The organism is Allopusillimonas soli (assembly GCF_004153445.1).
Classification (GTDB): domain Bacteria; phylum Pseudomonadota; class Gammaproteobacteria; order Burkholderiales; family Burkholderiaceae_B; genus Allopusillimonas; species Allopusillimonas soli.
The window spans coordinates 358,455-381,474 of record NZ_SDQC01000001.1 but is presented as its reverse complement, the minus strand read 5'-3'; the positions used below and the strand labels follow the sequence as shown (position 1 = coordinate 381,474).

At 57.0% G+C, this 23,020-nt stretch carries 21 protein-coding genes and 1 pseudogene; 6 read left to right on the top strand and 16 right to left on the bottom strand.

Annotated elements, in window-relative coordinates; all coding sequences use genetic code 11:
- Positions 1-111 precede the first annotated feature (111 nt).
- Positions 112-1,548 (top strand): YdgA family protein, encoded by a 1,437-nt coding sequence (locus tag ERD78_RS01865; RefSeq protein ID WP_167668813.1) that lies wholly within the window; start codon positions 112-114, stop codon positions 1,546-1,548.
- 86 nt (positions 1,549-1,634) lie between these two features.
- On the opposite strand, the gene ERD78_RS01860 is transcribed toward ERD78_RS01865, so the two are convergent.
- Both ERD78_RS01860 and ERD78_RS01855 read right to left on the bottom strand, forming a co-directional pair.
- Positions 1,635-2,024: a DUF4168 domain-containing protein gene (locus tag ERD78_RS01860; RefSeq protein WP_129967501.1), complete on the bottom strand. Its 390-nt coding sequence runs from the start codon at positions 2,022-2,024 to the stop codon at positions 1,635-1,637.
- Between the two features lie 165 nt (positions 2,025-2,189).
- On the bottom strand, positions 2,190-4,034 hold the full coding sequence (locus tag ERD78_RS01855) for a cation:proton antiporter (protein ID WP_129967499.1): 1,845 nt from the start codon (positions 4,032-4,034) through the stop codon (positions 2,190-2,192).
- 272 nt (positions 4,035-4,306) lie between these two features.
- On the opposite strand from ERD78_RS01855, the gene ERD78_RS01850 reads away from it, so the two are divergent.
- Complete coding sequence (locus ERD78_RS01850; RefSeq protein WP_129967497.1) at positions 4,307-5,152, top strand: uracil-DNA glycosylase; 846 nt, start codon at positions 4,307-4,309, stop codon at positions 5,150-5,152.
- Positions 5,153-5,158: 6 nt separating this feature from the next.
- Here the strand turns inward: ERD78_RS01850 and ERD78_RS01845 are convergent, their stop codons facing one another.
- Positions 5,159-5,695 (bottom strand): MarR family winged helix-turn-helix transcriptional regulator, encoded by a 537-nt coding sequence (locus ERD78_RS01845; protein WP_129967495.1) that lies wholly within the window; start codon positions 5,693-5,695, stop codon positions 5,159-5,161.
- Positions 5,696-5,808: 113 nt separating this feature from the next.
- Here ERD78_RS01845 and ERD78_RS01840 point away from each other — a divergent pair, with 113 nt between their 5' ends.
- The 3 genes from ERD78_RS01840 to ERD78_RS01830 are packed head-to-tail and all read left to right on the top strand — an operon-like array spanning position 5,809 to position 8,706.
- Positions 5,809-6,789 carry a tripartite tricarboxylate transporter substrate-binding protein gene (locus ERD78_RS01840; RefSeq protein WP_129967493.1) on the top strand — a complete coding sequence of 327 codons (981 nt, stop codon included), beginning with the start codon at positions 5,809-5,811 and terminating at the stop codon, positions 6,787-6,789.
- 6 nt (positions 6,790-6,795) lie between these two features.
- On the top strand, positions 6,796-8,358 hold the full coding sequence (locus tag ERD78_RS01835; protein ID WP_129967492.1) for a sulfatase-like hydrolase/transferase: 1,563 nt from the start codon (positions 6,796-6,798) through the stop codon (positions 8,356-8,358).
- Positions 8,359-8,394: 36 nt separating this feature from the next.
- Positions 8,395-8,706 (top strand): DUF1330 domain-containing protein, encoded by a 312-nt coding sequence (locus tag ERD78_RS01830; protein WP_129967490.1) that lies wholly within the window; start codon positions 8,395-8,397, stop codon positions 8,704-8,706.
- Positions 8,707-8,723: 17 nt separating this feature from the next.
- On the opposite strand, the gene ERD78_RS01825 is transcribed toward ERD78_RS01830, so the two are convergent.
- The 13 genes and pseudogenes from ERD78_RS01825 to ERD78_RS01765 form a co-directional block, all read right to left on the bottom strand.
- The gene (locus ERD78_RS01825) at positions 8,724-9,653 is read right to left on the bottom strand and encodes a phosphatidate cytidylyltransferase (protein ID WP_129967488.1); all 930 of its coding nucleotides are present in this window, start codon (positions 9,651-9,653) and stop codon (positions 8,724-8,726) included.
- A gap of 1 nt (position 9,654) precedes the next feature.
- On the bottom strand, positions 9,655-10,278 hold the full coding sequence (locus ERD78_RS01820; protein WP_129967487.1) for a lysophospholipid acyltransferase family protein: 624 nt from the start codon (positions 10,276-10,278) through the stop codon (positions 9,655-9,657).
- Between the two features lie 210 nt (positions 10,279-10,488).
- Complete coding sequence (locus ERD78_RS01815) at positions 10,489-11,088, bottom strand: CDP-alcohol phosphatidyltransferase family protein (protein WP_209019947.1); 600 nt, start codon at positions 11,086-11,088, stop codon at positions 10,489-10,491.
- Positions 11,089-11,100: 12 nt separating this feature from the next.
- Positions 11,101-12,078 carry a Bug family tripartite tricarboxylate transporter substrate binding protein gene (locus tag ERD78_RS01810; protein ID WP_129967483.1) on the bottom strand — a complete coding sequence of 326 codons (978 nt, stop codon included), beginning with the start codon at positions 12,076-12,078 and terminating at the stop codon, positions 11,101-11,103.
- Between the two features lie 186 nt (positions 12,079-12,264).
- On the bottom strand, positions 12,265-12,660 hold the full coding sequence (gene copM, locus ERD78_RS01805; protein ID WP_245152292.1) for a CopM family metallochaperone: 396 nt from the start codon (positions 12,658-12,660) through the stop codon (positions 12,265-12,267).
- 194 nt (positions 12,661-12,854) lie between these two features.
- Positions 12,855-12,956 (bottom strand): annotated as a pseudogene (locus ERD78_RS19970) (IS3 family transposase); the annotation flags it as partial.
- Between the two features lie 151 nt (positions 12,957-13,107).
- Positions 13,108-13,974, bottom strand: coding sequence for an SMP-30/gluconolactonase/LRE family protein (locus tag ERD78_RS01795; RefSeq protein WP_129967479.1), 867 nt, complete (start codon positions 13,972-13,974; stop codon positions 13,108-13,110).
- Complete coding sequence (locus tag ERD78_RS20190; protein WP_371734560.1) at positions 13,971-14,306, bottom strand: Zn-ribbon domain-containing OB-fold protein; 336 nt, start codon at positions 14,304-14,306, stop codon at positions 13,971-13,973. The genes ERD78_RS01795 and ERD78_RS20190 overlap by 4 nt, the downstream gene beginning before the upstream one ends.
- Before the next feature lie 89 nt (positions 14,307-14,395).
- Complete coding sequence (locus tag ERD78_RS01785) at positions 14,396-15,562, bottom strand: thiolase family protein (RefSeq protein ID WP_129967476.1); 1,167 nt, start codon at positions 15,560-15,562, stop codon at positions 14,396-14,398.
- The gene (locus tag ERD78_RS01780) at positions 15,543-16,892 is read right to left on the bottom strand and encodes an MmgE/PrpD family protein (protein WP_129967474.1); all 1,350 of its coding nucleotides are present in this window, start codon (positions 16,890-16,892) and stop codon (positions 15,543-15,545) included. The genes ERD78_RS01785 and ERD78_RS01780 overlap by 20 nt, the downstream gene beginning before the upstream one ends.
- A 2-nt stretch (positions 16,893-16,894) precedes the next feature.
- Entirely contained in the window at positions 16,895-19,174 is a 2,280-nt protein-coding gene (locus ERD78_RS01775) for a CaiB/BaiF CoA-transferase family protein (protein ID WP_129967472.1), read from the bottom strand.
- Between the two features lie 4 nt (positions 19,175-19,178).
- The gene (locus ERD78_RS01770; protein WP_245152291.1) at positions 19,179-20,195 is read right to left on the bottom strand and encodes a Bug family tripartite tricarboxylate transporter substrate binding protein; all 1,017 of its coding nucleotides are present in this window, start codon (positions 20,193-20,195) and stop codon (positions 19,179-19,181) included.
- A gap of 40 nt (positions 20,196-20,235) precedes the next feature.
- A complete protein-coding gene (locus tag ERD78_RS01765; protein WP_167668812.1) occupies positions 20,236-21,792 on the bottom strand; it encodes a class I adenylate-forming enzyme family protein in 1,557 nt (518 codons plus the stop codon).
- A gap of 110 nt (positions 21,793-21,902) precedes the next feature.
- Here ERD78_RS01765 and ERD78_RS01760 point away from each other — a divergent pair, with 110 nt between their 5' ends.
- Complete coding sequence (locus ERD78_RS01760) at positions 21,903-22,823, top strand: LysR family transcriptional regulator (RefSeq protein ID WP_129967469.1); 921 nt, start codon at positions 21,903-21,905, stop codon at positions 22,821-22,823.
- Positions 22,824-23,020 lie beyond the last annotated feature (197 nt).

Sequence of the window (23,020 nt, the reverse complement as noted above, 5' to 3'; positions counted from 1 at the left end):
CATTGCCGATGGGTGCTGTCCGCCGCCCTATGTTAGGGGCGTTTTCAGCGGGGCGCAATGTCGGCGATAATGCGTGTGTTTTCCGCGTGATATGCGCGAACAGGGGAAATAGTGAAAAAGTCCACAGGCGCCGCGGGCGTTGTTTTAATTCTTTGTGCCGCCTGGCTGGGGGCGACGTGGTATGTCGGGAAGCGGGCGGAAGACGTCGTGCGGGATGCGGTCGTCAAGGCCAACGAGCGCATGGAAGCCGTATTGGGCGCGCAAGGAGCGGAAAAATCCTTCGAGATGACCATCGAGCGCTATGATCGCGGTCTTTTTTCTTCCGATGTGGTGTATGGCATCAAGACCAAGGGGCTACAGGGCAAACCCATGGAAATCCACTTGCGTGACCACATGCAGCATGGCCCCTTTCCTTTGGCCATGCTCAAGAAAGGGAATATTCAACCTCTGCTGGTTTACAGCGTATCCAGGCTTGAGCCAACGCTCAGCACTCAGGCGTGGATAGACAGCCAGGAAGACAAGACACCGGTCCATGGTGAAAATATTCTGCGTTTTTCAGGCGATGGGCAGTCGCACTGGACGTTTTCCCCGCTGCGCTTCTCTAATGAAGGCACGCGTTTCGAGATGAGTGCGGGCACACTGTCGGTTGATTTCCATAACGATTTCCAGGACAGTGACAGTGCGGCCTCCTTCAGTTCCATGCTGATGTCCGACGAGAACTCAGGCGAAGTCATCAGCCTGTCCAACATCCAGGCGAAGAGCCAGACTGCGCAGGACGAGGCGGGCGCCCTCAAATCGCGCAGCGATGTCACAGTGGATGCGCTGCAGGTGGGCGGCAGCGCATCCGACATCATTTCGCTGCGCGGGGTGACCATGCATATGGATACCTTGCAACAAGACGACATGCTCCAGTCTTCCATGCGCTACGATTTCGGCAAGGTGCTTGTGGGCGAAGTGGAGCTGGGCAGCTTTTCGCTGGGCGGCAAGATTGACAACGTTGACATGAAGGCTCTCATGGCCCTCGCCAGCGAATACGATGCAATCAAGGTGCGGCAGGGCGTGCAGCGCGACGCAGATGTCGAACTGACAGAGTCCGACCAGCAGGCGCTCCTGAGCCGGCTTGAGGCTGTCCTGGCCAGTAGTCCCACACTGGCACTGGACCCCATCTTATGGAAGAACGCGCAGGGCGAGAGCAGTGGCAGCCTCAAGCTAGACCTGGGCGTGGCGAACGCCGATGCACTGATGCAGCCTTCGCTTGTTCCGCCCATGATCAGGCGCGCTGAGCTCGATCTCAGTGTTTCCCGCCCGATGGTCATAGAAGTGTTTGGCAAGCTCGATGCAAAGGGCGGACAGCGCGATCAGCTCCAGGCCATGGGCGCTTTGATGTTCGACCGCTATGTCGGCAAGCTGACCATGGCCGGCTTGGCCAAAGCCGCAGACGACAAGGCAAGCACCCATTTGGTATATACGGCTGACGCCGTCGATGTGAACGGCACGAAAATGACTGTGCAAGAGTTTCTACAACGGGCGATGCTGGCCGCTATGTAGTAGGGCGGGGCCGCTGGCTTGCGCGCCCCATTCCGTCGGCTGGAGCCGATTGCAGGCAGAGGCGCTATACCCCCGCAGCGCTGTTGCTAGGGCTGTTGCACCATTTCCTGAACGCGCTCAAGCAATTTTGGATCCTGCTGCAGCGCCTGATTGATGCCATTGAATTGGTCCACGGTCATGCCTTCGTCGTGCACCGCCTTCACCATTTTGTCGTCGGCTTCCTGAAACACCTGCTTCTTCTGGGTGTCGCTGGCGGCTGCTTCGAGCTTGGGCGTGTATTCTTGGGAGATCATGGCCACTTTCTGCGATGCGCTGACGAATCGCTTGAGCTGCTGATCGGAATAGTCGGGTGCGGGAACAGTGGACTTCGGGAGTGATGTTTGCGGCTGGGCCTGCTGTGCCGCGGCGCTACCACCGGCGCTCAGGCCGATGATCAGGGCGGCGCTGGAAAGTGCTGTACGGATATGTTTGTGCATGCATGCTCCTTTTCTGCAACTGAGAGAATCTGCAACTGCCAAGGGTTCATGATGACAAGCTGAGCGACGATTACAAGCGTATGGCGTTGACAGACTTGACTATGCGCAACCTGCCGTTACCCGATAGGCCAATTTGGCGCTGTGTGTCAGGATTAGGCAAGATTCTTACTTTCCGTTTCCGTTGTGAGCCAGTTTCTCGTCTTGCCGGCGAGCTTCCACGTCAGGCGGAAACAGGCTCAACACGGTCCATCCCTCCTGCGGAGACAGTGTTGCGTCCAGCGTGAAAGGCTCAGCAATGCCCTTGGGATTGAGCGCGAACAGGGGAATCTGGCGGTTTTCGTAGCCGTTCACATAATCGTCAAAGCCGTAGCTATCGGTGAGTGTCGTGGCGCGGATCTTGCCGCCGCGCGCCAGCAGGGTGGAGAGCGTCCAGTAATTGGCTTGGGGGGAGAACAGATTGCGCCCGCGATGGCGTGCTGCTGCGCGGTGCTTGTCGGGATTGCCATTGTCACTGGCCTCCGGCAATGCATAGACATTGTTCTTGCCGAATTCATCGTGAAAGCGTGCCGTGACTAGCTCGTTGAAGTTATCCCAGGCGCCAAGCGCGAGCATCCGGCCCAAGCCCGCCAGATCCAGGTTGCGGTGCGCGTGCTCGGAAATCGGGTTTCCGTAGTAGGTGGGCAAGCCTTCCATGCGTGCCTTGGAGATGCTGTCCCAGTCGCTGTCGCACAGGCGTACAGGAACATCCTGCGCTTTCAGCGCCGTGGCCACGGCCCGCGCCAATGGGTTCGCGCCCACGATGAGGAACCCTGTTGGCTCGGGTTCGCCCAGCCCCAGGGCCACAGCGATGGGACGCGCCGTGGCGCTCTGGAGTATGACAGTCCCGATGATAACCAGGAACGTCAGCGGCAGAAGCTGCTCGGCATGAGGCAGCCCCAGCGATTCAAGCTTGAGTGCGAACAGGGCCGACACGGCGGCGGCCACAATGCCGCGCGGCGCGATCCACGCCAGCAGCGCCCGTTCGCGCCAAGGCATGGGCGAATTCCAAGCGGCAAACAGCACCTTCAACGGGCGGGCGACGAAAAGCATAATGGCCAGCACCGCAATGGCGCGCCAACCCAGGGCCTGCAGACTGGCCAAGTCCATGCGTGCGGCCAAGATGATGAACAAGCCTGACAGCAGCATGAGCGTAAGCGTTTCCTTGAACTCAAGGATCTCCTCGACAGGTACGCCTTGGCGGTTGGCCATCCAAATTCCCATGATGGTGACGGCAAGCAGGCCGGATTCATGCTGAATTTCATTCGAGATGGCAAAAACCGCGAACACCAGTGCCAGTACGGTGATGTTGAGAAGATAGTCCGCCAGCCAATGGCGCCGCAGCATTTCGCTTACGGCCCATCCCGCGGTCACGCCGGCCAGCGCGCCCACCAGCACGGTTTCGCCGAAAACCAGCAAGGCGTGGTCCCATGCATGCGTGTTATGCAGGGCGATGATGAACTCATAGGCAAGAACGGCAAGCAGCGCGCCGATGGGATCGATGATGATGCCTTCCCAGCGCAGGGTGCTGGCCACGCGAGCAACGGGCCGCACTGTACGCAGCAGGGGGGCGATCACCGTGGGTCCGGTGACCACCGTGATGGCGCCGAACAGAAAAGCCAGCTCCCATGGAAAATCCATGATCCAGTGGACTGCGCAGGTAGTAATGCCGCCAGTGATCACTACACCGGTTGTAACCAGACGCCGGACTACGCGCTCAACGCCACGTATTTCCTGGAATGTCAGAGTCAGGCTGCCTTCGAACAGGATGACGGCCACCGATAGCGAGATGAATGGGAACAACAGTTCGCCGAATAGCGCGTCCGGATCCAGAATGCCGGCCAGCGGGCCCAAGGCCAGGCCGGCCAGCAAGAGAAAAAGAATGGCCGGCAATTTCATGCGCCAGGCCAGCCATTGGCAAAACATGCCGACCACGCCTATGCCCGCCAGCATCAATACGTTGTGTTCACCCATGGATGGCGCAATCCTTGTCGTTGTCTTGCCCGCACCTCATTCGCGGGCTGGCTTGGCGTCATTCTGCTGGACGCAGAGGGGCGCCGTCAAACGGCGAATGCCGGCCAATCGCCAGACGCGACGGTGGGCGCAATGCGTGGTGTCGTGGCGCGCCGCGGGTGTCCTGTACGGATAGTCTCACTCGCCTTGCGGGCGCGGGCAAGGTATCCTGTATAACCTGATGGCTCGAGAAGGGCGGTGCATGGGGCGCCGCCGACGCACAGGGGCAGACTTTGGCTGAACGACACGGACACTCCTCGCAGAAACAAGACGCGCCATCGGAGGCCGGCGCAGCGGCAGCCGCGCCGGCCTCCGGTGGGCCTGATGCGCCTCAGAATGCCTTTCAGGGGGATCTTCCCGCCCATGTCGACTCACTCCCGGCGTCCTGGCGCGATGCCTTTCTGGATGAAGATGTGCAGGCTGTACTAGGCGACTTGGGTTGCTTTCTCGATGACAGGTTGGCTGCGGGGGTAACGATTTTTCCATTGCGGCCTTTTCGCGCGCTGCTCGAAATAGAACCCCAGGATGTTCAGGTTGTTGTGCTGGGGCAGGACCCTTACCATGGCCCCAACCAAGCCCAGGGCCTGGCTTTCTCCGTTCCCGACAATTGCCGCACGCCGCCCAGCCTGCGCAATATGTTTGCGGAACTGCAGCGCGAGTACCCCGATGAGTTTCAGGCACAGCGCAACAGCCTGGTGCGCTGGGCGAGAAGGGGTGTTTTGCTGCTCAACACCAGCCTGACAGTGGAGGCCCACGAGGCAGGCTCGCACGCGCGGCGCGGATGGGAAGGCGTCACCGATGCCATACTGCTGCATGTATTGCGCCAGCCGCGCCCCAAGGTATTTCTGTTGTGGGGCGCCCATGCGCAGTCCAAGCAGTCGTTGTTGCGTACCCACACTCCGGCTGGGCCGGTGGATGTCCTGTGTGCCAATCACCCCTCACCCTTGTCGGCCTTGCGGCCGCCGCGCCCCTTCATTGGTTGCGGCCATTTCCGGGCTGCCAACGATTGGCTCCGCGAACAGGGCGAGCCCGGCGTCAATTGGCTGGACAACACGCTGCCGGCGCGCGCAGGCAAGTAGCGGCTTTCAGCGCTTGCCTGGATGCCCGCGGTGCAGGCGCTCTTTCACCAGATCCTCCTCGAGCATGCGCGTGGCGCGCAGCACGACGCGATTCAGCATATTGTTGAATGCACAAATTTCCGTTTCATCCAGATCCTGGAATACAAGCTCATTCAAGGAGGCAATAACCGGCATGATCTCGTTATAGCGCTCCCGGCCCTTTTTCGAAAGCGCAATGCGCACCATCCTGGCGTCGGCGGCCTCGCGGGAGCGGGTCAGCAGGCCTTTCTCGCATAGCGTTCCGATGGTCCGGGAAGTGCGTGCTGCATCCAGGGCGGCCGCATGCGCGGCCTGTGTGGACGTCAGGGTTTCATGCTGGGAAACGATGGCCAGGATGCGCCATTCCCGCCGGGTGATACCGAACCGCCCCTCGCAAAGGCGTGTGAAGATGGGATTGGCGGCAGACCAGGCGCGATACAGGCGGAACATCGTCATGTCATGGAGTGTTGGCAATGGGTGCGCGTCATGCGGGCCGGGTTTTCCGTCTTGCAAGGATGTGGACATGGCAGCTATCCCCTCGGGGGTTTTCCCTTAAATATCGAATGCTTGATTAGATCAATTATTCCCCGGCTTGATAAGCTGGCGGAAACAAACAGATCTACGCCAAGGAGACACTCATGCTCAAAATAACCTTGAAGGCCGCGCTGCCGTGTGTGCTGTCCGCCCTGATGCTGGCGGGTTCGGCCCAGGCGGATACACCCGCACTGAAGGAACCCCTTACGCTCGTCGTGGGGTATGCGCCCGGCGGCGCCTCGGATCGCGCCGCGCGCATTGTGGGCGAAGCTCTGCAGAAAAAGCTGGGCGTATCGGTCGTTGTGGAAAACAAGACCGGTGCAGGAGGCCGTATTGCGGCTCAGTATGTGAAATCCGCGCCAGCGGACAAGAATGTGTTGATTCTCGGCAACCCGGCAGTAATGGTCGTGGCGCCGCTGGTGTTTGAGAAGCTCGAGTACGATGCCGTCAAGGACTTCCAGCCCGTATCCATGGTGACGCAGTACGGCTTTGGGGTGGCTGTGTCCGCGGACAACGATATCAAGGACATGCAAGGTCTGGTGAAGTGGGCCAAAGAAAATCCGGGCAAGTTCAACATCGGCGTGCCGGCCACAGGCAGCCTGCCGCATTTTTTTGGCCTCATGCTGGCCGATCGCATGGGCGTCAAGGGCGAAATTGTCGGATATCGCGGTTCGGCGCCCGCCATTACCGATCTGATCGGCGGCGTGATACCGGTGGCCATCGATACCCTGGACGTGCTGACGCGCCAGCACGAGGGCAAGCGCATCCGCATTCTCGCCACGTCCGGCAAGGAGCGTGAGAAGGCGCTGCCCGATGTGCCTACCTTCACCGACGAGGGCATCGATCTTGTGGCATCCGGCTGGAATGCCTTTTTCGCGTCTGCTTCCATGCCGGCCGACAAAGTGAAGATGCTGGGGCAGGCCATCAAGGCGGTGACCGCCGAGCCTTCAGTGCGCCAGACTCTGGTCCAGAATGACCTGATTCCGGTTTCGGCGGATGCGGTTGAATCAGGCAAGCTGATCGATGCCTTCCGCAGCCAATGGGAGCCTGTAGTTAAGGCCTCCGGCTTTGTCGTCACGAAATAGCCGCATATGAACCGGCCACGCAACGTACTGTTCATCATGGCGGATCAATTGCGTGCCGATCATTTGGCGTGCTATGGCCATCCGCATATACGTACGCCCAATATCGATGCGCTGGCGCGCCGTGGCGTGCGGTTTGACCGGGCCTTTGTCAATTCGGGCGTTTGCGGCCCTTCGCGCATGAGCTATTACACGGGGCGCTATCCATCCACACATGGTGCGACCTGGAACCGCGTTCCGCTGTCAGTGGACGAAGTGACGCTGGGCGAGTATCTGCGCAACAGCGGACGCACGCTTGTGCTTGCGGGCAAGACACATGTCATGGTTGACCATGCCGGACTTGAACGCCTTGCCCTGGATGGCGGCAGCGAACTGGGGCAACTGCTGAGTGCGGGCGGATTCGAGGAAATCGATCGTTACGATGGCCATCATGAGCCGGGGCAGGAAAGCGGCTACCCAGCCTATCTGCGCCGGCACGGCTATGTGTCCGACGATCCATGGACTGATTTCGTCATCGCCGCGCGCGGCCCGGATGGCAAGCCCGTAAGCGGTTGGCACATGCGCAATGCGCGCTACCCTTCCATGGTCGAGGAGCGGCATTCCGAAACAGCCTACATGACGGACCAGGCGCTGAATTTCATGGAACGCATGGGCGAAGCGCCGTGGGTCATGCATCTGAGCTATGTGAAGCCGCACTGGCCGTATATAGCGCCCGCACCCTACCATGCCATGTATGGCTACGAGGAGTGCCTGCCGCCTGTACGCAACGAGGCGGAAAAACATGATGCCCATCCCGTGCTGGCGGCCTACCGCCAACAGGAGGAAAGCATCAGTTTTTCTTCCGACGAGTGCCAGCGCACTGTTCGTCCGGCCTATCAGGGGCTTATCACCCAGTTGGACGATAATCTAGGCAGGCTGTTCGACTATATGGAAAACAGCGGCCTGATGGATGACACGTTGATCATCTTCACAGCGGATCATGGCGACTTTCTCGGGGATCACTGGTTTGGCGAGAAGGAACTATTTTACGAGCAGGTGCAACGCGTGCCGCTTATCGTTGTGGACCCATCGCCCGCCGCAGATGCAACGCGGGGAGGCGTCGAGCCGCGCATGGCCGAGTCTGTGGACATATTGCCGACGATCCTTTCCTGGCTGGGCTTGCCGCTGGCCACGCATCGCCTGGAAGGCCGCAACCTGTTGCCGCTGCTATACGGACAGCACACTGATTGGCGCGATTGCGTTTTTTCCGAACTTGACTACAGCTATCGCCTTGCACGTCAGATCGTGGGCAAGACCACGCAGAATGCGCGGGCCTGGTCAGTGCGCACAGACCGCTGGCGCTATGTATACTGGATGGACGAACCCGAGCAGCTTTACGACCTTGAATCCGACCCGGACCAATTCATCGACCTCGGACGCAGCCCGAACCATGAGGCGGTGCGGGCCGAGTGCCGCAGCAGGCTGATGGATTGGTTCACGCGCTTGAAGCGTCGTACCACGGTCACGGACGAGATGGTGGAGAAGGGCACCAACGCCTACAAGAAGGCGGGCGTATTTTTTGGGCAGTGGTGATCTGCTGCGGGTCCCGTCTACTGGAGCATGCACACAATGGCTGAAGATAACGAGCGCGGTTATATCTATGTTGAAATCGAGGTAACCGATCCCGACAACTACAGAGCACACTACATGTCGAGGTCGACGCCGGCCGTGCAAAAATATGGCGGCAGGTTTCTGGTTCGAGGAGGTGAATACACGGCTGCGAGCGGCGATCCAGGTTCAAACCGCATTGTCATTCTGGAGTTCGACAGCTATGACCAGGCGCTCGCTTTCTATCAATCTCCCGAGTACCAGGAAGCCATGACTCACCGAAACAAATACTCGGTCTGTCATCGCTACACCATCCATCGAGGCAGCGCCTGAGACGGCGGCACTATGCGCTACACCCACCAATAGCGCAGCACATGGAAAAAGACCGGCGCGGCAAAGCAGATGGAATCCAACCTGTCCAACATACCGCCGTGGCCTTCGATCATGTGACCCCAGTCTTTTACACCTCGGTCGCGCTTGATGGCGGACATCACCAAACCGCCCGCAAAACCCAGCAGGCACACCAGCAAGGCAATGAGCGCGGCCTGCCAAGGCTTGAATGGCGTAATCCAGTATAGGCAGGCTCCCACGAGCGTGGCCAGCGCGATGCCGCCGGCAAACCCTTCCACGGTTTTCGATGGTGACAGCGACGGCGCTATTTTCCGCTTGCCGAAAATCTTGCCGCATACATATTGCAGGACATCCGATATCTGCACGACGAGAATGAGCCAGGCAACAAGCAGCAGGTTTTTGCCCTCGAAACCGGGTATAGGCAGAATTACCAACGCGGGAACGGCGGAAATGCAGTATACGGCGATCATCAGGCCCCACTGTACATTTGCCGCGCGCTCCAGGTAGCGCACTGTGTCGCCGCCGAACGAAGAAAGAATAGGTAGTAGCAGGAACAGGTAGACTGGAATGAAAATGGCGAACAGACCGTACCAGTCTACCCATATCAGCAGGTACTGTACGGGCAGTGCAAAGTAGAACGCCGCCACGAGTGCGGGGTAGTCGCTGCGTCGCGTCGGAGTCAGTGTAATGAACTCGCGCAGGGCATAGAAAGAAATGAGGTAAAAGAGAATGATGATGCCGGCCCGCCCCATCAGGAATGCGATGCCTATCACCACCACCATTACCCACCAGGCATAGATCCGCGCATTTAGATTGTCGATGACGGGGCTTGGCGATGGAGCCCGCCATTTCAGCAGCTGGCCGATGGCCGTCGCGACCAGCAGCAGGCAGCCTATGCCGGTAAACAGAAAGAGTGTGCTGTGGTCCATCTCAGTTCTCCTGGGCGGCCAAGGCCAGCAATGTACTCTGGGCCCTATCCAGAAAGTCCTGCTTGGTCTCGTCTTTCTGCAGAACAAGGGGCGCACCGAAATGCAGTGTGCACAGCAAGGGAAGCGGGACAACCTTGCCTTTAGGCATCACGCGATTCAGGTTCGCAATCCATACCGGTATGATTTCCACGTCTGGCCTGAGGCGAGCCAGATGGTACAGGCCACTCTTGAAAGGCAGCAGCCCCTCTTCTCCCTGGTTGCGTGTTCCTTCGGGAAAGATGATCATGGAATCCCCATGTTCAAGGGCATCGAGCAGCGTCTGCAATGGATGATTATCCGGGGAGCTGTGCTTGCGGTCGACCAGAACGCCGTTGAATACGCGTTGTATCAGGAACTTGCGCCACTTTCCAGTAAGCCAGTAGTCGGCGCCTGCCACTGGGCGGGTGCGCTGGCGCAACGCCAGGGGCAGCGAGGCCCAGATCAGCACGAAATCGACATGGCTGTTGTGATTACCGTAATAAATGCGCTGTCTGGGCGTGGGCTCACAGCCCAGCCACAACGCTCGCGCGCCCGTCAGCAGCCTGGCGGCGGAAGTAATGACGAATGCAAACAGAGAGTCGATCATCCTGAGCCTCATAGGGGTAAGTCGAGCTAGCGCAGCGCCGCGTTCACCCGGAGACAACCCATGGCCCCGCGCGCGTGTTCAGACATTTGTTCGGCAGGCCAGTGCGGTAGGTCAGATCCACGCCGTCGTGCGTGGAAAACGAGAGCATGTCGGCATTGCGCATGAAGTGTCGCCATGTAGGGTTGCGGGGTACCGGCTACGGGCGGATGATCACGATTGCGCCAGCCCTCGCCGTATGCGGTTATATATGGTACGGGCGAGCAGCGCAAGCACCGCGGCAAGCACAACATTGAACCATACCCCCGTGGGCGCGCCGCAGCCAACGATTACGCCCAGCAGGCCGAACACGGCAGCCCGATCACTCTTGCCCATGGGGCCGTCGTAACGGCGGGAGGCTCCCACCATCAGGCCAAGCACACCTGCATATTCGGAGAAAACAGCCATGAGCACGACGCAGACAACCAGCAGCGGGGAAACGCCCGGCAGCAAGGCGAATGGCAGATAGAGGGCGCTGTCGGCCACCACATCGCACATCTCATTGAGATAAGCGCCAAGCCTGGATTGCTGGCCGAACTCGCGCGCTAGCATGCCGTCAATGGCATTCAAGGCCATGCGCAGGAACACCCACACGGGAATGAGCAAAAAGGGCCAGGCAAGCGGTGCGTTCCAAGCGACGAGAAGCGCGACCAGCAAGGAGACCGCGGCTGCCGCAAGCGTGACCTGGTTGGCGGTTGCGCCGCGGGCATGCAGCCATACAACCAGCGGCCGAAGAAGGTTCTGGAATCGCGGCTTCAGCGAGTAGATGGAAATCACGGCTCGCGACTATTCGAGCTTGAGCCCCGCGCTCTCGATAAGATTGCGATTGTCGTCATATTCGTGGGCAATCTCGTTCGCGAACGATTCGGGTGTGCCGGTAAGCGGAATATTGCTGCTTTGTGTCAGCAGCTTCTGGATATCGGGGCTGGCAACCGCTTCGTTGATGGCCTTGTTTAGCGCATCGATGATTTCTTTTGGCGTGCCGGCAGGTGCAAAGAACCCGAACTTCGACATCATATTGGCTTTCTCGTAGCCCAGTTCGGTGAGCGTGGGAACATCCGGCAGGGCGTCGACCCGCGAGGGGGCGGCCATGGCCAGCGCGTGCAACTCGCCGCTTTTGACATGCGAGAGCACGGCCGCACTGAGATTCATGGAGGTGAGCTCGAATTGGGCGCCCAGGGCGTCGTTCTTTTGTTGTGCGCTGCCCTTGTAGGGAATGTGCGTAAGCTTAATGCCTGCCGTATGCTGAAACTGTTCCAGCATCAGATGCCCCAGCGACCCATGCCCGGAAGTAGCCCACCGCAGGGATCCTGGATTTGCCTTGGACTGGGCAATCACGTCGTTAAGCGTCTTCCCGGAAAAGGCCTGGGTGCCCAGGAGCACCACAGGAGAGACCATGACGCTGGCCACTGGCGTGATGTCTTTGCGAGGATCGTAGGATACCTGCGAAAAGAGCGGAGACAGCGCCAGCGGGCTTACCGAGGAAAACCCAATGGTGTAACCGTCGGGCTTGGCCTTGGCAACCGTGCCCATTCCTATGGTTCCGCCAGCACCCGCCTTGTTTTCGACCACGAATGCTACGCCCAGGTTCTGGGACAACTTTTCGGATATGGCCCGCGTGACAGTATCGCTGACACCGCCAGGCGAATACACCACGACAACATGTACGGGATGCTCGGGCCAATTGCCCGCCCAGACTGTCGTGGCCTGGCATGCGGTGAAGAGGCCTGCGGTCAGCAGGCGCAGCAGATTCTTGAACGACATGATGATGTCCCTGGTCGAGAAAATGCCGATTGTACGCTGAGCGCCCTGATTTAAGATACTCCACGGCATCGTGCCGAAGCCGAGCCGGATTGCCACACAATGGTGCTCTTTTTGTGTGGCATCGCCGCGCAGCAGCGGTACGCGGGATGAGGGCTTGCTACGGCGGGCCGAGCGGAGCAGCGCCCTCTATTGACTGTGCTGCGCCAGCCATGCGCGCATTTGAGCGATCTCCGCCTCCTGGGCGGTAATGATTTCCTCGGCTAATGCGCGTACTGCCGGATCTTTACCATACTTAAGTACGATCTTGGCCATGTCGATAGCGCCCTGGTGATGAGGAATCATTCCTTTCATGAAGTCTATATCTGCATTGCCGGTGTAGTCGCTTTGCATCGCCGCGTGCATTTGCGCGGATGCTTCACGATAAGCGAGGGTCGAAGGACTTTCGTTCGCGGCGGAGGGCTGCTGCATGCTCATGCCCGTATGGCCTGCATGATCGCCGTGTGCAACCTGCGCCATGGATACTGGCGTGCCAAGCGCAAAAAGCGCCGCGACTATACCGGTGAAACTCATCAATGCTTTCAAGCTGTATTCTCCTGTTAAAGATAGCGGCTGGTGCTCAAGGGCTCATACTTTAAGGCTTCCTACAGTGGGAAGGTCAAGCTTTTTAAGCGGCGAAATATTTCGATCCGGGATTTGATTTTCGGGGGCGTGGACAAATGCTTGGGCGAATTATGCTGCAATTCGCAGTTGCTGGCGGCCTTCCAAAGACTCCTGCCGCCGAGGGAGAGCTTGATACGATGCGGGTTGTACCAGCGAATATACGAGTCCACTTCTCGGATGAACTGTTCAAGCGTCATATCGAGCCAGTTACGATGGTATGGTAATCCCCTCCAGAAAAGCGTTGAAGTCAGAGGTAGAATTTTCTCATTGAGGAGTTCTACAAGATGAAGAAGTCGCGGTTCACAGGCAGTCAGATCATGGACACGCTGCAAGGACAGCTGTCGCCAATGCCGCCGTGTCAAAACGCGTTTACTGTTGAAAGCGCTCTTCCGCGATGCCGATCGACTGTGTCCCTTCGATCTCAAACATCTGCCCTGCCAACGGCTGCTTTGCCAGCGTGGCGGACGTCAGCCCATGGCGCATCGATGTGACGTACAAACGGTCATGCAGAGGACCTCCAAATGTGCAACTCGTTGGTTTACTAACACCAACCTTCACTCGAGTATGAGGTATCCCTTCAGGATCGTACCGTACGATCTCTCCACCGCCGACTACTGCGACCCAGAGATATCCTTCGCTGTCCATTGCACAACCATCTGGACCGCCATCGCCATCGAAACGGATATGCTCCCGCTGGTTCGCTATTGCGCCGGATTCCAAGCAAAAATCGTAGGCATGGATGCAGCGAGACCATGTATCCGCGAAATACATTGTCAATCGATCGGGGCTAAATGCGATTCCATTGGAAAGCATGAAACCTTCATCTACGCAACGAAGGACTTTATTTGTCAAACAGTACAACTTGCCTAGCGGCCGCTTCATCAAGCGATCGAAAGTGCCAACCCACAATCGGCCTTGCGCATCAATCCGTGCGTCGTTATAACGCTCGTCGGAGTCGACGGGACTTACCGGTAGGTCCACCAAGTCGCCACTTGTGCAATCGAAAAAAGCAATGCTTGAACGGAAAATAAGCAGTAGTTTTGGGCTGGCCGTGAGCGCTAAAGCGGCGATGGGTTTACCGAACACCCAACGTCGACATAGCCCATCATTTGGCGTGTATCGACATAATGCATAAGCCGTGACGTCGACAAAATACAATGCTTGATCAAGGTCATTCCAAATCGGCGACTCGCCCAGGTTACTGCCGCAATTTGGTACGGGCGCGATTCGCATCATGTGTCACCGCCAGCTAGCCGGAACCTCAATAACGTTTCTGCATTTGGCTGATCTTCAAATATGGCTCGCACCGGTAAACCTATCTGTAAGGAATTAACGTCCACGTCCGTCATATTGCTAAAGACCCTCGGCCCTTCCTCCAGTTGAATTAATACGACGACATAGGGAATCTTGCGTGACTCGTTAGGAAAATAGTCTTTATGAAACACGCAATAAGACCAAATAATTCCTCGACCAGAAAGCGCGTGCCAGTCGTATTGATCGGAACTGCATGAAGCACATATGTTCGCGGGCGGGAACCGAAACGTCTTACATTGCTTGCATTGTTGCATTGCAATAAGACCTTTTGCTAAAAAATGACTGTAAGTTGCCAGATGGTCGCTAAAGGATGCGGAAGTGGTCGGGACGTTAAGATCCATGATCAATCCAATCCGTAAATAATTGAAGAAACGATGGGTGACGCGCACGCGTAATGGATGTGTCTGGCACCCGTAATCTGCCGAGCCCCAGCTTGCCCCCGCAACTGGCGGACTGCTTCGATATTCAATGCCCAGCCTTGCATATAGCTTTCTGACAAATGCCCACCGCTCGTATTGAGTGGGTACTCCCCCCCCAGTTCAATGCGGCCATCCTGGACCCAAGCACCACTCTCCCCTGCGGGGCAATAGCCCAACCCTTCTAGGCTGAAGAGAACGGTCGGAGAGAAGTTGTCGTAGATCATGAGACCATCCACGTCTTCGCGCCCAATTCCCGCTTGGTGCAACGATTTAGTGCCGGCTTGCGAAAGCGGAGCGTGCCAAAAGTCTTCTGGGGGAAAAGTCGAGTGGGTCATGGCCGTGGCTTGAGCTATACCCTTGATGCGGATGACGGGCTGGGGCAAGTCACGAGCACGGTCAATGGACGTCAGAATCATCGCTACACCGCCATCGTTGATCATGCAATAATCCAAGAGGTGTAACGGCTCTACGATCCAGGGTGCCGTGCGATGGTCCTCTGCGGTTATGGGCTTTTTCATGACGGCGTTAGGATTGAGAAGCGCATGGTTGCGACAAGCTACTGCAACCGCAGCCAATTGCTCCGATGTGGTGCCGTAGAGGTGCATGTGCCGCTGGAACATCATCGCGTGCACCGCTCCAGGTGAGGTCATGCCGTAGGGAAACCAAAGCTTCGCCCCGTCGCTGCCGTAGCGGTCAGCCACGCCACCGTATTTGTCACCTGCACTGCGACCGTTGTTGCCATAAACTAGCGCGACATTACGAGCGGCACCCTGTTTTATCGCCATGGCGGCAAGATGAATTGAAGTGCCCGACATTCGTCCCTGTCCGGCCAAACCCGTCACAAACGTCGGGTTTAGTCCGACCAATTCGCAGAAGCGCTGGTAGTTCGGAATGCGATGTACGACTAATCCGTCGATGTCAGATAGCTTTAGGCCGCTGTCATCCAAGGCTGCGCGTAAGGCCGATGCGCCCAAATCGTACGGCGAGAGTTCAGGAAAATTGCCATAGGCGGTGTTACCTATTCCAACGACCGCGGTAGTACGATCAGCCGAATATGCGGAACCTGAGAAATCAATCAATGTCGTCTCCATTAAGTGTCTGCATCGACTGCAGGAGCGTATGCAAGTTCTTAAGGGAGATAAGATTCATGACTTGATTCTCGACGCCCGCCGCTACGTCCGTTTTTAACACCCGTTTAGCTGACTCGTGAAAACGCTTGCGCACTCTATCATCCGTCGCTGTATGGAAATCATCGGCCGTCTGAACAATAACCGAGCCGTCACACAAAACGACTTCGATGGAGCAAGCCCGAACACCCGCGCGATCGTCATCTTCGAAAGCTAAAAGCTCGCATTTTTCAATCCATTCGCCAATCTCGGAATCGAACGGTGCAGCCCAGATTCGCGCAGATAAAGCTCGGCGATATAGTACCGCCGCGACAGCGTACTGGATGCTCATCCGAGCGGCTTGATTGTCCCTCGGCAGGCGTCCGTGATCGCAACCTGGATATGCCCTTGCGGTCGCATGCACATGAATGCGAATCGCTCCGATATCTTGTATCCGCAGCTTGTGCCTTTCAACAATGGCCATAGCGACTTGTGATGGGCTTTGCACGAACACGCAAGCCGGCACTGGCTTGTGAATTACGCCAAGGATGTCATACTTCGAATCACAGGGCACTGGTTTTCTACCGGTGTCAAATGTCGCCATCAAGCCATGCGCTCCGTCGAGCGCCGTGTCCGCTGCGATCGCACCCACTCGGGCTAACTGCCAACTCGACAACGCATTGCGTGCTGCGGTGCCTGCGTGAAAAGTCAAGTCCATTGTTCCTTGATTTGCCCATTCCATTAGACCTGCTGCGGTATTTGCGGCTAGCGCCATAGCATGAATGGTCCGTCTTGTATCCAACTTCACCAAACGAGATAGCGCTGCCGCGGCAGCGATTGGACCGACGATCGCGGTCGGCCGTGCTCGAAATGTGGTGGCACCTTGATACATGGAAGCACCCAAGCGCGACATTACGTGATAGCCGGCGACAATGGCGCAAAGCACATCATCTCCGCGACTGTTCTCTAATTCCGCTGCAGCAAGTACTGCAGGTAACACACTCACTCCAGGATGAGTCGCACTTTCGGCAAAAGTGTCCATCTGCGACGTGGCCCCCGCGAGTGTGGCATTAACGAACGCTGCTTCCATAATCCCTATGCACGCTGTATGTGCTATCACACGACTCGCTCCGCCTGCGCCAAGTACGATACCAGATGCCATCGCCTGCCGAGCCCAGGGCAGATCGACTCCATCCATACATGCGCCTAAAAAATCCAAAAGACAAACACCCGCTTTGGTCCGTACCGATGACGGCATGTCTTTGGCCCTGATTGCCAAAGCGTCCTCCGCGAGATTTCTGATAAAGCAGTGCATATTTATTTCTTTCCCCGAAAGACGCCCCAACCGTCAGCACGGATTTCGTCTGTGTGCTGACCGGGACGGGGGCCCGGCCGAGGCAGCACTGAGGAGCCATCGAACTCCCATGGGGAGCCGCCGATCACCAATTCTCCGCGTGTCGGACAGGGAATCATGGCCACAATACCGTTCGACACGTAGTGCTCATGATGTCGGAAGTGCGCAAATGAGAGGAAGCGTCCACAAGGCACCAGCTCCTTCTGTAGACGGTCTACCCACCACCACGCTGGGCGAGTCGCGATCGTGTGACCGAGGATTTCCGTAAGTGCTTCGCGGTTAGCTACCCGGTCGGCGTTATCGTGGAAGCGAGGATCTGCGCAAAGTCCGTCGAGTGATAGCACACGGCACAATGATCGCCATTGTCTATCATTGCTCGCAGTGATCGCTACGGGCTCATCCAATGCCTGGAAGGCCTGGTCGGGCGCGAGATACGATGAGGCGCTGCCTGCTGGCTGCTGCGGCGAACCTGCGGCTGATAACGCAATACGCAATCGTTGCAGATTTAACGCACTGCCAAGCATCGTTACGTTCACCCGCGCCCCCCGCCCGCTCTTCTGTCTTGCGTATAAAGCGGCGAGCACACCTTGGACGATGTTGCCCGCAGTGCAGACGTCGACATGACCGTACCAACGCCACAGCTGTGGAGCGCCTCCTTGCTCCCCATTCAAAGACGCTAACCCAGAAAATGCCTGCACGTGCGGATCCGTAGCTCCCAGCTTCGCCATGGGTCCGACATCACCGAACCCCGATGCCGATGCATATATGAGCGCGGGGTTTACTCTCGTCAAGTCCTCAAAGCCTACCCCCAGCCTTTCTGCCGTCCCAGGACGAAAATTTTCGATCCAGACATCTGCGTCACGCAACAAATCACGAACGAGATTCAAGTCTTCGTTGCGCTTGAGATCCACAATCATGCCCTGCTTGTTCAAATTCAATGACATATAGGTGGTACTCAAACCACCTTGGGTCGGAAAAATGTTACGAATGAAATCGCCTGCAGGCGACTCGATTTTGATGACATCAGCACCCAGCATTCCCAGAAGCGAGCCGGCCCATGGACCGACTCCACCAATACTCGCGTCCACTACTTTTACGCCAGCAAGTGGCGAATCATCGCTAGGCATGGGGTCGAGCGCGCGGGAGTGTCCGTTCAATGTGAGCGCATTGGTGACGGGTGTAAGGGAAAATGGTAGGCCCAAGTGCTGTTGTGGTTCCATGCAGGCCACGAACGGTCGAAGTTTCCGCACCTGTTCATGTTCCATAATGGCGTCCAGTGACAGAACGGGTACCGAAATTCCGCCCAAGCGATTGATCGTTGCGCTGACCTCAAGGCTAGTATGCGATTGGAACCAGTCGTGATATGCCTGCCCCAGATCGTGACGCCGATCCCCCGTAAATATTGTGGCTCGCCAATTTGAATAGGCGGGATTGTCGACCAAGTGGCCGACGCCAATTTCCTCACAGAAAGCGACCCAAGCATTACGTTGATCGTGACGAAAGTCAAAAGTGACGTACCCGTCCGCTGTTTTCCATCCATGATCAGGCGCCACGAATGGGCCATTAACGTGAAACCCGGACCACTCATCGGCGTCGGCTTGCGCCGCAAGCAGAACCGACTTCAGCGACATGAGCGCCCGCAGAGCATTGACATGCACATAGCGGCCCCTACCAGTACGTGTTCGGGCCAACAACGATGCGGCCGTCGCCTGGAATGCTGCCATGCCTGTCGCGTGCCATGCTATTTCCGCACCCACGCGCACAGGTGCCTCGCCACGTTTGCCAAGATAGCGCGTAAGCCCCGACATGGCCTGCAACACCAATTCGGAAGTGGCGTGGCTGGCGAGCGAACCGTGATGGCCAAGGTCGGTGATTTCGCATACCACGATATGGGGATGCTGCGCAGCAAAAGCTTTCCAGCTCGACGAGAATGCTCCGTTCGTTGCGATCGAGGGGCTCCAGTCACCATGAACGATAAGCACATCCGCGTTTAAGATGAGTGCTGACAAGGGCTGGTATGCCCTTTCGCCATGCGTCATCGATAACAGACGCTTACCCCGATTCAAATGCTCGAACAATACTCCTACAGTGTGCTGATCGCCCCAGTTGCGACAGAAATCGCCGCCGGGGAGTTCGATGTGTGTGACATCGGCACCAAGATCAACAAAAAAGCGGCCGCAGAAAGGGCCAGGAACCCCTTCACATAACTCAACTACACGCAGGTCGGTATAGATGGCAGGCATGGGATTAATGCTGTGGGATGTGTGCTTCACGCACAAGGTTAACGAATTTCTCGATTTCGCTTTTTGCGTACGCCTCGAGCTCCTCCGGCGTACTTTGTAGCGGCACAGCGCCGAGGCCTTCTAATTTCGTCTTTATTTCGGGAAGCGCCAAAACTTCATGCAAATTGTCGTTAAGCTTATCGATAATGGGACGCGGGGTACCCGCCGGTGCGAATAGTCCGTGCCATGCACCTACCTCATAGCCCGGCACGCCAGACTCGGCCATGGTAGGAACTTCCGGCATGACAGGAGACCGTTGTGGTGTCGTTACCGCAATGGCACGCAGTTTTCCTGCTGTGACCATGCTATGCACCGTTGGTATGCCGATGAACATCATCGAGATCTTGTCGCCTAACACGTCGACGATGGCTTGGCCCCCACCCTTGTAAGGCACATGCAGGATGTCGATGTGCGCCATGCTTTTGAACAGTTCGCCGGCCAAATGTTGTGAGCTGCCTACCCCTGCAGAGGCAAAGGTCAATTGGCCGGGATGGGCGCGAGCTAAGGCTATCAACTCTTTGAGATTATGCGCCGGGACAGAAGGATTTACTACTAGTAGGTTGGTAACATTGGCCACCAGACTGATGGGCGCGAAATCGTTAATAGGATCGTAAGGAAGCTTCTTATAGATGCCGGAATTAATGCCGTGGGTGCCAATCGTACCTAACAGCAGCGTATAGCCATCAGGCGCCGCCCGAGCTACGTACTCCGTACCTACAATAGCGCCCGCACCAGCACGATTCTGCACGACCACAGACTGACCTAGGCGATTGCCCAACAATGGAGAAATCATGCGAGCGATGATATCGGTAGGCCCGCCCGGGACGAACGGAACTATCATCGAAAGAGGCCGGCTAGGATATTCCGATTGCGCTCGCACTCCCGTTAGCCACATCCCAATACCCAACGCTGCTCCTTTGATCAGCGTACGACGTGTGCGAATGGCGCGATCCGTGTCGAGTTTTGTTCGATTCATATTCATTTATGTCTCCTGTTGTCCATGTCATACTTATAGGTTCTGATCAGATGCCGCGCTCCGACTTGGGTCCATATTGTTCGCTCACTTGGCGCCGAAGAATCTTCCCGTATGCATTCTTGGGTAGATCGCTGACGAATTCGACGATGCGCGGTCGCTTGTAATTTGGCAGGCGTTCCTTGCACCACTGTATAAGAGCTTCTCCGCTCAATGTGGCGCCACTACGTAGGACAGCAATGGCCCCGATAGTCTGTCCCCATTTGTCATCCGCGATGCCGATGGCAACGGCTTCTCGAATAGCGGGATGAGCATAGAGAACCTCCTCCACCTCACGTGGATATACATTGCTTCCACCGGTTATGATGAGGTCGTTCTTACGATCCGTCAGATGAACGAACCCTTGATGATCGATACGACCAATGTCGCCTGTGCGCTGCCAGGGTCCAAATCGCAGATCGGCTGTGAGCTTAGGCTGACCGATATATCCGACCATCAAATGATCGCCAGCGACAGCTACCTCGCCTTCGGTATTGGGTGGCAACGCTTTGCCCGCATCATCAAAAATACCTACCCTGCCGAAGGTCACAGACTGGCCAACCGAAGCCAACAGATCGGTGCGATTTTGTGCGATCGCTTCAACGATGTGAGAGCTTGAAAGGTACGTACACTGTTGCGGCGCTTCCCACTGACCCCACCCAGAGCAAAGTACCGGCCCAAAACGGCGCACGGCTTCGCGAACCCGCTCGGCCGCCATCGGTGCTCCGCCGTAGCGGACGTTGCGCAATGCGGATAGATCGCGTCGGTCGAAAGAAGGGTCTTCCATTAACATGATGAGCATGGTCGGCGCCAGCCAAACATTGCTGATTTTGTCGTGCTCAAAGGCGTCCAGTACAGCTTCTGGTTCGAAACGCCGAAGAACACGTTGCGCTGCTCCACGCATGAGATGTGTGAATACTAGCGCTCCCGACGCATGAGACATCGGTGCCGCGTGCAGTACCACGCTCCGCCTGTCGGTGCTGGAGTAGGTGTCGACCAAATGGTTGCGGATTACCGCTATCCAATTGCCGTGATTTAACAAAATCCCTTTGGGGCGACCAGTCGTTCCTGACGTGAAGTACACACTATGCGGTGTGGCTAGGTGCAAGTTCGCCGCGGATGGAGCATCGCTAGCAGACCTTAAGGCAGTTTCATATGCGCTATCCGACGCATGATCTGATTCCACCCGTAGCGTGAACGCAAGTGATGGAACTTCTTCTCGCAGGCGATCCGCGACCTGTTCAAATTCGCTACCGTAGACCAAGCCCCGTGCCTGAATCAGGTTCAATGCTTCTACATGGTCTGCCGTTCTAGCTTTAGCGTTAAGCAGTGTTCTCACCAACCCGTAACGCGTGGTAGCAAGCTCTACTTCGATACTTTCTAAGCTATTGTGCTGCAACGACGCCACGGCGTCCCCGGCGACTACCCCTTGCGCCAAGAACCAATTTGCTAGGCGCCGGGATCGCACATCGAGTTCATCGTAGCTCAATTGTCGTATGTCGTCGTAAATCGCGAGGTGCTTGCCGTGACGCAGGATTGCGTTATCGATCAGATAGCCCAAATGCATGGCTTTTCGCCTCCTTCTAATCGTCTCGCTACCGTTGAGACCATAAAAGGATTGAATCAGACATGATATTGATCCACAATCCCTAAATATGTTAATAATCATTCATCAAAATGGATCAATACGGAAATCTGATTGGTATCGCACCCGGAGATCTTCAAGCATTCGTTGCCGTCGCCCAACTGGCAAGTTTCCGAGGGGCTGCGGCGACATTGGGGATCTCGCAGCCCGCACTTACGGCACGTGTTCAGCGCCTGGAGCAGACGCTGGGGCAAGCTCTGTTCAGCCGTACGACGCGACGTGTAGCACTCACGCGCGCCGGTGAACGTTTATTAGGGCGTGCCGAACGCACGGTAAACGAACTTCGAGCGATCGTGCAGGACTTGCGGCTGGAGTCCGAGTTGGCGCATGGTCATTTGGCATTTGGAGTCTCCCCCACAATCGCAGCATCGTTGTTGCCACCTGTCCTGCTGCGTTTCATGAAGGCACATCCCAGCGTGCGCATTACCATGCTCGACGATTTGGCCGGTCCACTACTGGATAAATTGTTGGTCGGGGAACTCGACTTCGTATTGGCTCCATGCGGTGGGATAACGGGAGACTTTCATGTTCAGCCGCTGTTTGCCGATCAGATGCGTATCATCGCATCGCGCTCTTTACCCATACCCATCAATAAGCCAATCAGCTTCGCCGACGTCAGTGTCTATCCGTATGTATCGATGCCTAGGCCATCCGCAGTGTGGCGGACATTGTCCGATGCACTGAGAAGAGAAGGCAAAGTGTATGCACCTGTTTTCGAAGCCACCAGTGTCATCACATTGCTTGGACTGGTGGAAGCGGGTGTAGGCCTAACTGCAGTCCCGAGTACGCTTCTTTCACAGCGCGAACTGCCAAAGGTATGGTCTCCCGACGTGGTGGACGTCGACTCGACGCGCGAAATTAGCTTAATCACAATGAAAGGGCGTTCACTCCCTCCGGGGGCAGCGAGATTCGCAGGAATGCTCAAACGAGCCTTGCGAAATATCTCTGTTTAGAAAAACTTTATCACCTGTAGTCCTAACCGGCGATATTTCCCAGGCAAGGCAACGCAGGTCATGGGGCCTTCGGGATTGGAGCAACGTCTTTTACTGCAACACTGCTGCGTCAAATGCCAAGTGACCGCAAAGGCGTTTCGCACGCTGCACTCTTCGCACTTGCCATAGACCAATGCCTGATCCAGCCTCAAGCAACC